General features: G+C 71.1%; 11 protein-coding genes. 9 read left to right on the top strand and 2 right to left on the bottom strand.

What is annotated here, in order from left to right; genetic code table 11:
- Positions 1-85: 85 nt before the first annotated feature.
- On the bottom strand, positions 86-3,382 hold the full coding sequence (locus NQ707_RS04170) for a beta-phosphoglucomutase family hydrolase (protein ID WP_404434932.1): 3,297 nt from the start codon (positions 3,380-3,382) through the stop codon (positions 86-88).
- Positions 3,383-3,633: 251 nt separating this feature from the next.
- Here NQ707_RS04170 and glyA point away from each other — a divergent pair, with 251 nt between their 5' ends.
- The 7 genes from glyA (at position 3,634) to NQ707_RS04135 (ending at position 10,698) form a co-directional block, all read left to right on the top strand.
- Positions 3,634-4,926 (top strand): serine hydroxymethyltransferase, encoded by a 1,293-nt coding sequence (gene glyA / locus NQ707_RS04165; RefSeq protein WP_058731538.1) that lies wholly within the window; start codon positions 3,634-3,636, stop codon positions 4,924-4,926.
- The gene (locus tag NQ707_RS04160; RefSeq protein ID WP_055684287.1) at positions 4,923-5,855 is read left to right on the top strand and encodes a bifunctional methylenetetrahydrofolate dehydrogenase/methenyltetrahydrofolate cyclohydrolase; all 933 of its coding nucleotides are present in this window, start codon (positions 4,923-4,925) and stop codon (positions 5,853-5,855) included. Before glyA ends, NQ707_RS04160 begins: the two co-directional genes overlap by 4 nt.
- 444 nt (positions 5,856-6,299) lie before the next feature.
- Positions 6,300-6,788 (top strand): hypothetical protein, encoded by a 489-nt coding sequence (locus NQ707_RS04155; RefSeq protein ID WP_232238419.1) that lies wholly within the window; start codon positions 6,300-6,302, stop codon positions 6,786-6,788.
- 6 nt (positions 6,789-6,794) lie between these two features.
- The gene (locus NQ707_RS04150; RefSeq protein ID WP_058731540.1) at positions 6,795-7,694 is read left to right on the top strand and encodes an exodeoxyribonuclease III; all 900 of its coding nucleotides are present in this window, start codon (positions 6,795-6,797) and stop codon (positions 7,692-7,694) included.
- A gap of 17 nt (positions 7,695-7,711) precedes the next feature.
- Positions 7,712-8,749 carry a tryptophan--tRNA ligase gene (gene trpS, locus NQ707_RS04145; RefSeq protein WP_055684290.1) on the top strand — a complete coding sequence of 346 codons (1,038 nt, stop codon included), beginning with the start codon at positions 7,712-7,714 and terminating at the stop codon, positions 8,747-8,749.
- 18 nt (positions 8,750-8,767) lie between these two features.
- A complete protein-coding gene (locus NQ707_RS04140) occupies positions 8,768-9,319 on the top strand; it encodes a 2'-5' RNA ligase family protein (protein ID WP_055684291.1) in 552 nt (183 codons plus the stop codon).
- Positions 9,320-9,552: 233 nt separating this feature from the next.
- Complete coding sequence (locus NQ707_RS04135; protein WP_064724916.1) at positions 9,553-10,698, top strand: LLM class flavin-dependent oxidoreductase; 1,146 nt, start codon at positions 9,553-9,555, stop codon at positions 10,696-10,698.
- A 106-nt stretch (positions 10,699-10,804) separates the two neighbouring features.
- Here NQ707_RS04135 and NQ707_RS04130 read toward each other — a convergent pair whose 3' ends face one another.
- On the bottom strand, positions 10,805-11,914 hold the full coding sequence (locus tag NQ707_RS04130) for a mannose-1-phosphate guanylyltransferase (RefSeq protein ID WP_055684292.1): 1,110 nt from the start codon (positions 11,912-11,914) through the stop codon (positions 10,805-10,807).
- A 332-nt stretch (positions 11,915-12,246) separates the two neighbouring features.
- Between NQ707_RS04130 and sdhC the strand changes: the two genes are divergently transcribed.
- Both sdhC and NQ707_RS04120 read left to right on the top strand, forming a co-directional pair.
- Complete coding sequence (gene sdhC, locus NQ707_RS04125) at positions 12,247-12,627, top strand: succinate dehydrogenase, cytochrome b556 subunit (protein WP_081046379.1); 381 nt, start codon at positions 12,247-12,249, stop codon at positions 12,625-12,627.
- A gap of 3 nt (positions 12,628-12,630) precedes the next feature.
- A complete protein-coding gene (locus NQ707_RS04120) occupies positions 12,631-13,116 on the top strand; it encodes a succinate dehydrogenase hydrophobic membrane anchor subunit (protein ID WP_055684293.1) in 486 nt (161 codons plus the stop codon).
- The last annotated feature ends 22 nt before the right edge of the window (positions 13,117-13,138 follow it).

Genomic DNA, 13,138 nt, shown 5'->3' with positions numbered 1-13,138 from the left:
GACGGGCACCGGCCGTAGTCGACGTCGGAGACGGAACGGCCGCGGCCTCCTCCGAAGGGGGCCGCGGCCGTTCCGCTGCTCTCGGTCAGGCTCGGCCGAGCGGGAACTCGGCGGACTGCCCGCCGGCCAGCACCGTCTCCTGCTCGCCGACCACCACGCGCACCGGCTGGGCCCGGGTGGAGCGGGCGGTGATGCGCATGAAGGTGCCGTCGATGTACACGTCCAGCAGCTGGCCCCGGTACTGCACCTCGAAGCCCACGGACTTCAGCTGCTCCGGCATGGACGGCTCCAGGCTGACGCAGTCTTCGTGCACCCGAAGCCCGGCGTAGGCCCGCTGGATCACGTCCAGGGTCCCGCACATGGCCCCCAGGTGGATCCCCTCCTGGGTGGTGCCGCCCTGGGTGTCGTCCAGGTCCGCGACCAGCGCATCCTGATAGGTGGACCAGGAGTTGCGGCGGTCGATCTGCGCGAGGATCGAGGCGGTGACCACCCGGGAGAGCGTCGAGCCGTTGGAGGTGCGCGGCAGGTAGTAGCGCACCGTGTCCTCGATGCGGGCCAGGGAGACGTCGTAGCCGAGGGCCGCGAGCTCATCCTGCAGCCCGGACTGGCCGAACAGGTAGATCAGCATCAGCGTGTCCGCCTGCTTGGACAGCTTGTAGTTGTTGGTCGCATCCCCCTCGGACTCCAGGATCAGATCCATCCGCCCGATGTTGCCGTACTTGCGGCGGTAATGGTCCCAGTCGATCTCGGCGAGGTCGTCGTAGCCGTCGAACTGGCTGATGGTCCCGTTCTCGTTGAACGGCACGGCCATGCGGGTGGACATGTGCTTCCACCGCTCGGTCTCGGACTCGGTGACCTGGTTGGCGGCCAGGGTCCGATCGGCCAGGTGCTCCGGCAGCACCTCCGGCAGGTGCACCACGTGCCGGTAGAGCCAGGCCGCCAGGACGTTGGTGTAGGCGTTGTCCTTCACACCCCCGCCGTTGACGGAGCCGGGGTAGCCGTCGTGGTACTCGTCCGGGCCCATCGCGCCCTCGATGTGGTAGCGCTGATCCTGCTCATCCCAGGTGGTGATGGAGGTGAAGAACCGGGCGATCTCGATCATCAGCTCCGCGCCCTCGTGGGAGAGCCAGGAGTCGTCCCGGGTGGCCTGGTAGTACTGCCAGGCGTTGAACGCGATGGCCAGGCCCACGTGGAACTGCCGCCAGGAGTTGTCCGGCATCCACCGCTCCGAGTGTGGGTTGTACAGCTCCACCGGGGTCTCCTCGCGCCCGTCCGAGCCGGACTGCCAGGGGAACATCGCGCCCTCGGCGCCGAACTCCCGGGCCTTGTGGCGGGCGGCCGGCAGTCGTGCGGAGCGGTAGGCCAGCAGGGACTTGGTGACGAAGGGCAGGCGCATGGTGATGACCGGGAGGATGAAGATCTCATCCCAGAAGATGTGCCCGCGGTACCCCTCCCCGTGCAGCCCGCGCGCGGTGACCCCGGCGTCGGCCAGCTCCATGTTGGGGCCGAGGGTCTGCACGATGTGGAAGATGTGCAGCCGCAGGGCCAGCATGGTCTTCACATCCGCGTCGATGTCCACGGCGAAGCGGGACCACAGCCGGGACCAGGTTGCGGTGTGCGGACCGTAGAGCGCCTCGAAGCCGATCGCGGTGCGGTTCAGGGCCTCCACCGAGCCGAGGGTGGCGGAGGCGATCGCGGAATCCCGGGAGGTCACGACGGCGGTGGTCGTGTCGAAGACCACCGGCTCGCCGTCGTGGCCGTTGACGTGGAAGTGGCGCATCTCCACGTTGCCGGGGCGGATCTCCCGCTCCACCCGGATATCCGAGGCGGCGTTGATCTGGGTGCGCTGGGCGATGGAGATCTGGTGGTCGGACTGGTTGGTGGAGACCACGCAGATGAGGGTCTCGTCCGGCAGCGTCGTGGAGGCGCGGGCCACCAGGTGGTGCCGGTTCAGCTCCCGGTACTCGGCGACGTTGTTGTTGGTCACGGTGGGATCGATGCCGGTGCGCACGTGGATGCGTCCGGACCAGCCCACCGGCTCCACCTTGGTCTCCATCGCGGACAGGTGCCGGCTGGCCATGGAGACCAGTCGACGCTGGTGCACGCGCAGGCGGCGGGGAGTCCGCGCGCCGTCGCGGTCCTCCTCGCGCAGCACCTCCTCCAGGAGTGCGCTGCGGGAGAGTACACCGTGGCGCATGTCCAGCTCGGTGGTCTCATCCAGGATGCGCAGCCCGCCCTCGGACCACCAGTCCCCGTCGCGAAGGCGGACGTCGAGCACCTCGAAGTTGGGCAGGTTGACCATGGACTCGTGCTCCAGGTCCCGGCCGTTGATGTGCGAGACCACCCGGTTGAAGATCCCGGCGACGTAGGTGCCGGGGTAGTGGATCCCGTCGTCCCCGTGCTCGGGGCGGGCCCCGCGCACCCCCATGTACCCGTTGGCCAGGGTCAGCAGGGCCTCGCGGTGGGCCTCGTGCTTGGGGTCGAAGCCGCGGTAGATCAGCTTCCAGGAGTCGGTGCGGTCCAGGCCGAGGTCCAGCTCGGCGACGTCGTTGTGCACGACGTCGGCCCCGGCCTCCTCCAGATCGGCCCGGTCCCCGTGCCGGTTGATCCCGACGACCAGCCCGAAGCCACCGGCCTTGCCGGCCTGCACCCCGGAGACCGCATCCTCGATGACCACGGCGTCGGCGGGGTCCACCTCCAGGGCGCGGGCGGCGGCCAGGAACATGTCCGGGGCGGGCTTGCCGGGGATGCCGTGCTCCAGGGCGTAGCCGCCGTCGATGATGATGGGGAAGAGGCCCTCCAGCCCGGCCGCGGCCAGCACGGTGCGGGAGTTGCGGGAGGCGGTGACCAGGGCGATGCCGGTGCCGCCCTCCTTCACGCGGCGGGCGAAGTCCACGGTGCCGCGGAAGGTCTCCACGCCGTGCTCATCCAGCTGGGCCTGGAAGTAGTCGTTCTTCAGGGCGGCCTGCCCGTGCACGGTCCAGGCGCCGGGGGCATCGCCCTCGGCGCCCTCGGGCAGGGCGGCCCCGCGGGAGGCCAGCAGCTGGCGCACCCCGTCCTCGCGGGCGCGCCCGTCCACGTGGGCCCGGTAGTCCCGCGAGACGGAGAACTCCCGACGGTCGATATCCTCGGCGCTGCGGCCCTCGGCCGGCTCCAGGCGGGGATCGGCCAGGATCGCGTCGAACAGCTGCTTCCAGGCGGCGGCGTGCACCGAGGCGGTGTCGGTGACCACCCCGTCCATGTCGAAGATGACGGCCTGCTGGGGACACAGCATGGGGAACTCCGCCTTCTTCTCCGGGGCTCGGCGGGCGCCGGGCATGTTGGGGTCGCCGGGGCGCAGGTTCAGCAGGTCGGTGGAGCCGAGGAGGTTCAGGGCGTTCATGGAGACCTTTCGCGAGGGTGACGACGGCGGTCAGGAGGTCAAGCCACCATTAAACACTCGCGTCGGAGGCCTGGCGATGGGCTCGGGCGCCGGATCCGCGGTCCAGGTGCACCCGAGGACGGGGTCGCGGGAGCGGGAGTGCGGAGCTCACCAGGCAAGACGCTGGAGCGCGCTCCACCCTGACGCCGACGCCGATGTGACCTAGACTAATCCCTCGGAACCCCTTTCCCCGCCGAATCCCCAGGAGAGCGATGAGCGCATCACCCGCGTCCGATGTCACCACCACCCCGCTGGCCGAGCTGGACCCGGAGGTCGCCCGGGCCATCGACGCCGAGCTGCACCGGCAGCGGGACACCCTGGAGATGATCGCCTCGGAGAACTTCGCCCCGCTGGCCGTGCTGCAGGCGCAGGGCTCGGTGCTGACCAACAAGTACGCGGAGGGTTACCCCGGGCGGCGCTACTACGGCGGCTGCGAGCACGTGGACGTCGTCGAGCGCCTGGCCATCGAGCGGGCCAAGGAGCTGTTCGGCGCCGAGCACGCCAACGTGCAGCCGCACTCCGGGGCGCAGGCCAACGCCGCGGTGATGATGGCCCTGATGAACCCGGGGGACACCCTGATGGGCCTGTCCCTGGCCCACGGCGGGCACCTGACCCACGGGATGAAGCTCAACGTCTCCGGGAAGCTGTACGACATCGCCGCCTACGAGGTGGACCCGGCCACCGGGCGCCTGGACATGGAGGCCGTGCGGCAGGTGGCCCTTCAGGCCCAGCCCAAGGTGATCGTGGCCGGCTGGTCCGCGTACCCGCGCCAGCAGGACTTCGCGGCCTTCCGCGCCATCGCCGACGAGGTGGGCGCCTACCTGTGGGTGGACATGGCCCACTTCGCGGGGCTGGTGGCCGCGGGGCTGCACCCCAACCCGGTGCCGCACGCCCACGTGGTGACCTCCACGGTGCACAAGACCCTCGCGGGTCCGCGCTCCGGGGTGATCCTGTGCACCGAGGAGCTGCGGAAGAAGATCGACTCCGCCGTCTTCCCGGGTCAGCAGGGCGGCCCGCTGATGCACGTGATCGCGGGCAAGGCCGTGGCCTTCAAGATCGCCGCCTCCGAGCAGTTCCGCGACCGGCAGGCCCGCACCCTGGAGGGCGCGCGGATCCTGGCCGAGCGGCTGGGGACCGAGGACGTCGCCCAGCACGGGGTGAAGGTGCTCTCCGGGGGCACGGACGTGCACCTGGTGCTGGTGGACCTGCGGGATTCCGCCCTGGACGGGCGCGCGGCCGAGGACCTGCTGCACGAGGTGGGCATCACCGTGAACCGCAACGCCGTGCCGAACGACCCGCGCCCGCCGATGGTCACCTCCGGGCTGCGCATCGGCACCCCGGCCCTGGCCACCCGCGGCTTCGGCGCCGAGCAGTTCGCGGAGGTCGCGGACATCATCGCCGAGGCCCTGAAGCCCGAGCCCGACGTCGCCGCCCTGCGCGAGCGCGTGAACGCCCTGACCGCGGCCTTCCCCCTGTACCCGGATGTCGAGGAGTTCGCGGCGTGAGCACCACCCAGCAGCACAGCGAGCAGGAGCAGAACGGCCAGCAGGGCCCGCAGATCCTGGACGGGCGGGCCACCGCGGCGGCCATCAAGGAGGAGCTGCGCGAGCAGGTCGCCGAGCTGAGGGCCCGCGGCATCGTGCCCGGGCTGGGCACGGTGCTGGTGGGCGATGACCCGGCCTCGCACTCGTACGTGAAGGGCAAGCACCGCGACTGCGCGGAGGTGGGCCTGGCCTCGATCCGCCGGGACCTGCCCGGGGACATCACCCAGGAGGAGCTGGAGGCCGTCATCGACGAGCTGAACGCGGACCCGGCGTGCACCGGGTACATCGTGCAGCTGCCCCTGCCCCAGCACATCGACACCAACGCGATCCTGGAGCGGATCGACCCGGCCAAGGACGCCGACGGGCTGCACCCGATGAACCTGGGGCGGCTGGTGCTGGACGTGTACGGGCAGGGAGATGCCCCGCTGCCGTGCACCCCGGCCGGGATCGTGGAGCTGATCCGCCGGCACGGGCTGGACGTGAAGGGCAAGGACGTGGCGGTGCTGGGCCGCGGGATCACCGTGGGCCGCCCGCTGGGGCTGCTGCTGTCCCGCCGGGACGTGAACGCGACCGTGACCCTGGCGCACACCGGCACCCGGGATCTGGACGAGGTGCTGGCCGCCGCGGACATCATCGTCGCCGCGATCGGCGTACCGCACGCGGTGCGCGCCCACCAGGTCAAGGAAGGTGCGATCCTCCTGGACGTGGGCGTCTCCCGGGTGATGGACCCGGTGACCGGCAAGAAGAAGCTGGTGGGGGACATCAGCCCGGAGGCCGCCGAGAAGGCGTCCTGGCTCTCCCCGAACCCCGGCGGGGTGGGCCCGATGACCCGCGCGATGCTGCTGGTCAACGTGGTCCAGGCCGCCCAGCGCGCCGCCGACGCCGCCTGAGCGGCCCGCTCGCGGGGGAGCGCCGAGACTCGTCTCGGCGCTCCCCCGCGGTCGTCTCGTGCCGACTCCGCGGAACACCGTTGTGGTGCGTGACACCTGACAGTAGGATCTGACGCACACATGAAAGTGTGACCCGCTCGGCGAGCGCTCGACGGGTCGCCCACCTCCGCTGAGACACCGGGTTCTTGCTGAGATGCGGGGATCGTGCTGAGATACCGCACGGCGGGACGCATCTCAGCACGAACAGCGCATCTCGACACGAAACCCGCATCTGAACGCACTTCGGAGCGCAGCAGTCACGACACTGACGGCACGCGGCATCACCGGGAAGTCATCGCCGGAGCCAGATGCAGGGCGGGTGTCCTGCATCCGATGATTCGGGCTGGGCACTTCTCCCCGACCCCCCCGCCGGGGCCCCGGTGCCGCGCTTGTACAATGGGGGCCATGCGTTCATCCGGTCCCCAGGAGCACTCTCAGGCATCATCCCCGGGCGGGACGGACCCCGCCGCCACCCGCAGGAAGGCCGTCTGGGCCACCGTCGTCGGGATGGCCGTGCTCGTGGCGATCTTCATCGCCGCGATCTGGCGGGCCGCGGACGAGGCCTCCCTGCTCGGGTGGATCCTCGCCGCGATCGCCCTCGGCTGGCTGGGCCTGGCTGCGTACGTGCTGAGCCTGGTGCGCGGCAGCCTCACCCCCCGCACCACCTCGGCCCCCGGGCAGGAGGCCGGTGGGTCCGACTCCATGCGGGATGAGAAGCTCGCGCACAGCTTCCAGATCGTCCTGGTGCAGAAGAAGGTCGTCGCCGAGGAGCTGGCCAAGGGCGAGGACGCGGACGCCGAGATGATAGACCGCGCCCTGGACACCATCGACTTCACCGCCAAGAACGGCATGGGACTGGCCCGCTCCGCCCAGCCCGCCGCCCAGGAGGCCTGAGCCCACATGAGCTCCCCGAACACCGCCGCGCAGGACCCGGCACCCCGCGACCAGCACACGCTGCGCATCGCCACCGTCAACGTCAACGGCATCCGCGCCGCCTACAACTCCAAGAAGAAGCAGACCATGGGGGACTGGCTGGCCCACCGGGACATCGACATCCTCTGCCTGCAGGAGGTCCGCGCCCCGGACGCCAGCCTGCGCAAGCTCCTGGACGAGGACCAGTGGGAGATCCTGCACTCCGAGGCCGTGGCCAAGGGCCGTGCGGGTGTGGCGATCGCCACCCGTAAGGGTGCCGAGCAGCACCCCTCCCGGCTGCCGGACCAGCCCCGACGGACCCGCATCGGGCTGCCCGGCCTGGACGGGGACGAGCACACCGGCCGCTGGGTCGAGGCCGACTACGACCTGCCCGGCGGCACGAGCCTCACCGTGGTCTCCGCGTACGTGCACTCCGGGGAGGTGGACACCATCCGCCAGGAGCACAAGTACGCCTTCCTGGAGCGGATGCTCACCCGCCTGCCCGAGCTCGCCGAGCAGTCCGACCACGTGCTGATCGTCGGAGACCTCAACGTCGGGCACACCGAGCTGGACATCAAGAACTGGAGGGGCAACGTCAAGAACGCCGGGTTCCTGCCCGAGGAGCGGGCGTACCTCGACCGCTACTTCGGGGACGTCGGCTACGTGGACGTGGCCCGGAAGCTCGCCGGGGACGTGCCCGGCCCGTACACCTGGTGGTCCTACCGCGGTCAGGCCTTCGACAACGACGCCGGGTGGCGCATCGACTACCACATGGCCACCCCCGCGCTGGCCGCCGCCGCCCGGCAGGCGGTGGTGGACCGCGCCCCCAGCTACGACACCCGCTTCTCCGACCACGCCCCGCTCGTGGTCGACTACCAGCTCGTCTGAAGGAGCCCCCGCCCGTCATGACCGATACCGCCATCCCCAACCGCTCCACCGGCGCCCCCCGCGTGTTCTCCGGGGCCCAGCCCTCCGCGGACTCCCTGCACCTGGGCAACTACGTCGGGGCCGTGCGCAACTGGGTGGACATGCAGGATGCCAACGAGTGCATCTACTTCATCCCGGACCTGCACGCCATCACGGTACCCCAGGACCCGGCGACCCTGGCCGAGCGCACCCGCAAGACCGCGGCCCAGTACATCGCCGCCGGGATCGACCCCACCCGCACCCCGTTTTTCGTGCAGTCCCACGTGCCCGAGCACACCCAGCTGTCCTGGCTGCTGTCCTGCATCACCGGCTTCGGCGAGGCCTCCCGGATGACCCAGTTCAAGGACAAGTCCGCCAAGCAGGGCGCCGAGAACGCGACCGTCGGGTTGTTCACCTACCCCATCCTCATGGCCGCGGACATCCTGCTGTACCAGACGGACCAGGTCCCGGTGGGGGAGGACCAGCGCCAGCATCTGGAGCTGACCCGCACCCTCGCCCAGCGGTTCAACACCCGCTTCGGGGAGACCTTCGTGATCCCGGAGGGCAAGATCCTCCGGGACACCGCCAAGGTCTACGACCTGCAGAACCCCGGGGCGAAGATGTCCAAGTCCGCCGCCAGCGACTCCGGGATCATCTGGCTGCTGGACGAGCCGAAGAAGATGGCCAAGAAGATCAAGTCCGCCGTGACCGACGACGGCACCGAGATCCGCTTCGACCGCGAGGCCAAGCCGGGGATCTCCAACCTGCTGACCATCTACTCCTCCCTGACCGGCCGTCCCGTGGAGGAGATCGTCGCCGAGTACGAGGGGAAGATGTACGGGCACCTGAAGGTGGGCCTGGCCGAGGTCGCCGTCGAGGTCCTGGGGCCCATCCGGGAGCGGACCCTGGAGATCATGGCGGACCCGGCTGAGCTGGATCGGCTGCTGGCCGCCGGGGCCGAGCAGGCCCGTGAGATCGCGGCCGTGACCGTGCAGCGCGCCTACGACGCCGTCGGCTTCCTGCCCCCGCTGCGGTAGCGCCCACCCGGACCCGCCATGACCCCCGGCCCCAGCACCAGCCCCACCCTGCGCGGGGATCGGCGCTACCTCAGCGTGGTGCTGGGGGTGCCGGAGCACATCCAGGACCGGGTGCTGTCCTGGCGGGCGGCCCAGGGGCTGACCTCCTCCGCCCCGCCGCACATCACCGTCCTGATCACCGAGACCGACCCGCGCGATCCCCTGCCGGAGCGGATCGCCGCGGAGCTGGCCCGGGTGTGCCGGGAGGTCGGACCCTTCCGGGTGGGCTTCGACGGGGCGGAGACCTTCCTGCCGGTCAGTCCCGTCGCGTACCTGCGCATCGCCGACGGCGGGGACCACCTGACCCGGCTGCACCGGATCTGCGCGGACCTGCTGCCCAGTGCCTCGCCCTTCGACTACCACCCGCACCTGACGCTGGCCCACGGGCTGGACGAGGAGGGGCTGCACCGGGCCCGGTGGGACTTCGCCTCCTGCCGCCTGAGCTTCCGCGCCGAGCAGCTGCAGATCTTCCACGGGGACCGCACCGGCTGGCGGGACCTCGGCGCCCTGCCCCTCGGGCCCGCCCGCTGACGCCCTCGGCCGACGTCGTCCGGTCGACGTCGCACCCCAGACGTTAGCCCGCAGGCTCCCAATCCCGGGCACCCGTCGTCTTGCGCCGCGCGACGCCGCGTGACCTCCCGTGTCCGGGCACTCGTGCCCCGGGCCCGCCCGCTCCTAGCGTGGTCCCCAACCCCGCGCCCCGGAAGCGATTCCGGCGGGCGGGCGGCACACACACCGGCATGAGGGACGTCAGGAGCACGGACATGGTCGAGACGAGATTCCACTGGTTCCTGCCCACCAGCGGGGACTCCCGCGGGGTCGTGGGCGGCGAGCACGGCGCGGAGGTGCTCAGCAGCTCCCCGGTGCGCGAACCCGAGCTGGCCTACCTGCGCCAGGTGGCCCAGGCCGCGGAGGCCAACCGCTTCGACTCCGTGCTGACCCCCACGGGTCTGTACTGCCGGGACCCATGGCTGACCGCCGCCGCGCTGGCCGAGCACACCCCGAGCCTGCGCTTCCTCGTCGCGATGCGTCCGGACGCCCTCTCGCCCACGCTGGCCGCGCAGATGGCCGCGACCTTCCAGGCCCAGACCGGCGGGCGCCTGGCCCTGAACGTGGTCACCGGCGGGGAGTCCGCCGAACAGCGGGCCTACGGAGACTTCCTGGACAAGGAGGGCCGCTACCGGCGCACGCGGGAGCACCTGCGGGTCGTGCGCCGGCTGTGGGAGCACGGCCCGGCCTTCGACCACGACGCCGAGGGGGTGCGCGTGGAGCAGGCCCGTCTGGTCGATGCCCCGGACCCGGTGCCGGAGGTGCACTTCGCCGGGTCCTCCCCGGCGGCCCTGGAGATCGCCGCGGAGCTGGCCGATGTGTACCTGACCTGGGGCGAGCCGCCGGCCCAGGCGGGGGAGAAGATCGCGCGGGTGCGTGAGGCCGCGGCGGCGCGCGGACGCACCCTGCGCTACGGGGTCCGGCTGCACGTGATCACCCGGGACACCTCCGAGCAGGCCTGGGCCGTGGCCCAGGCGATGCTGGATGCGATCCCGGAGGAGCTGGTGCGCCGTCAGCAGCAGGCCCTGCGGGCCTCCGAATCCGAGGGGCAGCGGCGGATGCTGGCCCTGCACGGCGGGGACCGGCGGAACCTGGAGATCCACCCCGGGCTGTGGGCCGGTTCCGGGCTGATCCGCGGGGGAGCGGGCACCGCGCTGGTCGGCTCCCACGAGGAGGTCGCGGACCTGATCCGCCAGTACGAGGCCGTGGGCTTCACGGACTTCGTGCTCTCCGGGCACCCCTGCCTGGAGGAGGCGTGGTGGTTCGGCGAGGGCGTGCGCCCCCGGGTGGATCGGCCCGAGGCCGCGTCGCGCCCTGCGGATGCCCGACGGCGCGAGCGCGCCGCCGCCGCGGTGGACTGAGCCGCCCAGACACGGTGCGCCGGGGCGCGACGACGCGCTGCGCACCACGGTGGTCTGATCCGCCCGGCCCGGTGTGTGGGGCGGGCGCCCCGGGGGCGGGAGAGGGCTAGAGCACGTCCGTGTCGCCGTTGCGCTTGAGCTCGTCCACCGCGTGCTTCACGCGCTGGGCATGCTCCTGGGTGGTCACCAGCAGCGCGTCCGGGGTGTCCACGACCACGATGTCCTGCACCCCGATCAGCGCGACGATGCGGCTGGTGTCTGAGACGACGATCCCGGAGGAGTCATCGGTCATCACCCGGGTGTTGCTGCCCAGCAGGGCCACCTCGTCCACGTTCTGCGCCCGGTTCAGCCGGGAGATCGCGGCGAAGTCCCCGACGTCGTCCCACGTGAAGTGGGCCGGGACCATCGCGACGTCGCCCGCGGCGGCGGCCGGCTCGGCCACCGCGTAGTCGATCGCGATCTTCGGCAGGGTCGGCCACACCCGATCCATCACGGCGTCGCGCTCCTCGGTCTCCCAGGCGCGGGCGATCTCCATGATCCCGGCGTGCAGCTGCGGCTGGTTGCGCTCCAGGTGCTCCAGCAGCAGGGCGGCCGGGGCGACGAACATCCCGGCGTTCCAGGTGTAGCGGCCCGAGCGCACGTACTCGCGGGCTGTGTCCTGGTCCGGCTTCTCCACGAACTCCTCCACGGCCAGCGCGGAGGGGGCCGCCTCGAGGTCGAGGGAGCGCCCGGCGCGGATGTAGCCGAAGCCCGTGGAGGGAGAGGTCGGGGTGATCCCGATGGTCACGATCCGCCCGGTCGCGGCGGTCTCGATCGCCTCGACCACGGCGCGGTGGAACTCCTCGGTGGGCTCCACGACGTGATCCGCGGCGAAGGAGCCGATGATCGCCTCCGGGTCGCGCAGCCACAGGATCGCCGAGGCCAGGCCGATCGCGGCCCCGGAGTCCTTGGGGGAGGGCTCCAGGACCAGGTCCTCCTCCGAGCATTCGGGCAGCTGGGTGCGTACGGCCGGGGCGTGGGTGCGCCCGGTGACGACCATGACGCCCTCGGCGCTGAGGTCGACGAGGCGGTCGTAGGTCGAGCGCAGCAGGGAGCTGCCGGAGCCGGTCAGGTCCAGGAGGAACTTGGGCGCATCCGCGCGGGACAGCGGCCACAGCCGCGAGCCCACCCCGCCGGCGGGGATGAAGGGTCGGAAGTGTTCGCGTGGGGATCTCATCGGCACCACCCTAGCCGCAAACCCCCGGGCGCGCGGCGCACATGGTGGGGAAGCGGGCGGACGCGGTCTGCCTCCGGCCGGTCCCCGCACCGCGTAGCGGGCGGGATTAGCCAAGGTTTCCCTCCCCTAATTCCGCGTAATTCCGCCACGGAAGGGCTCAGACACCGTGTCACCAAGAGCCGCCGACGGCTGGTAGTCTCAGACGAGAAACAGCTCACTCACACCCGCGCCCGGGGACTCCTTCCGGACGACGTCGTCCCGAGTGGCCGGGCCCGCGCCGGGGCCGCAACCGGCGCCCGCCCGCTCGTTGATCACCCATCGGAGGTTGTTCAGTGCCGAACCAATCCCAAGGCACCCTCTACCGCGGCCGCCAGGGCATGTGGTCCTGGGTCGCGCACCGCATCACCGGCATCGCCATCTTCTTCTTCCTGCTCGTGCACGTCCTGGACACCGCCGTCGTGCGGATCTCCCCGGAGGCGTACAACGCCGTCATCGGCACGTACAAGAACCCTGTGATGGGGCTGGGCGAGGCCGGGCTGGTGGCGGCGATCTGCTACCACGCCTTCAACGGCCTGCGCATCATCCTCATCGACTTCTGGAAGGACGGGGCCAAGCACCAGAAGACCATGCTGTGGGGCGTGCTCGTCCTGTGGCTGCTGGCCATGGTGCCGTTCCTGATCCGCCACCTCGCCATCGTCTTCGGAGGTCACTGAGCCATGTCCACCCCTCTCAAGACCAGGATCGCCGTCCCGCGCAGCTCCGACCGCTCCGTGGACGGGGTGAAGTACAACCGCTCCGGGTCCAAGCGCAACAACTTCGAGATGTACGCGTGGCTGTACATGCGCATCTCCGGGGTGCTGCTGATCGTGCTGATCTTCGGGCACCTGTTCGTCAACCTCATGGTCGGCGACGGCGTGCACGCGATCGACTTCGGCTTCGTCGGCGGCAAGTGGGCCAACCCGTTCTGGCAGGTCTGGGACCTGCTGATGCTGTGGCTGGCGATGCTGCACGGCACCAACGGCGTGCGCGTGATCATCGAGGATTACGCGGAGAAGGACCGCACCCGCTTCTGGCTGAAGACCCTGCTCTTCCTAGCCGCCGGGTTCATCCTGCTGGTGGGCACCCTCGTGATCTTCACGTTCAGCCCCTGCCCGACCGTGGACAACCCGGATCTGCTGCCCTCCTTCTGCCCCGCGCAGTAGGCGCCGCCCTCCGCCGGGCGGG

This window comes from Rothia sp. BD8 (assembly GCF_044878465.1).
In the GTDB taxonomy this organism is placed as follows: domain Bacteria; phylum Actinomycetota; class Actinomycetes; order Actinomycetales; family Micrococcaceae; genus Rothia; species Rothia kristinae.
Note: the sequence above shows the minus strand (reverse complement) of the source record. Positions and strands in the feature narration are given on the sequence as shown.

What these genes read in the sequence shown, in the direction of transcription:
- NQ707_RS04170 (WP_404434932.1), bottom strand. Translation starts at nt 3,382, where the DNA reads ATGAACGCCCTGAACCTCCTCGGCTCCACCGACCTGCTGAACCTGCGC.
- glyA (WP_058731538.1), top strand. Translation starts at nt 3,634, where the DNA reads ATGAGCGCATCACCCGCGTCCGATGTCACCACCACCCCGCTGGCCGAG.
- NQ707_RS04155 (WP_232238419.1), top strand. Translation starts at nt 6,300, where the DNA reads ATGCGTTCATCCGGTCCCCAGGAGCACTCTCAGGCATCATCCCCGGGC.
- NQ707_RS04150 (WP_058731540.1), top strand. Translation starts at nt 6,795, where the DNA reads ATGAGCTCCCCGAACACCGCCGCGCAGGACCCGGCACCCCGCGACCAG.
- trpS (WP_055684290.1), top strand. Translation starts at nt 7,712, where the DNA reads ATGACCGATACCGCCATCCCCAACCGCTCCACCGGCGCCCCCCGCGTG.
- NQ707_RS04140 (WP_055684291.1), top strand. Translation starts at nt 8,768, where the DNA reads ATGACCCCCGGCCCCAGCACCAGCCCCACCCTGCGCGGGGATCGGCGC.
- NQ707_RS04135 (WP_064724916.1), top strand. Translation starts at nt 9,553, where the DNA reads ATGGTCGAGACGAGATTCCACTGGTTCCTGCCCACCAGCGGGGACTCC.
- NQ707_RS04130 (WP_055684292.1), bottom strand. Translation starts at nt 11,914, where the DNA reads ATGAGATCCCCACGCGAACACTTCCGACCCTTCATCCCCGCCGGCGGG.
- NQ707_RS04120 (WP_055684293.1), top strand. Translation starts at nt 12,631, where the DNA reads ATGTCCACCCCTCTCAAGACCAGGATCGCCGTCCCGCGCAGCTCCGAC.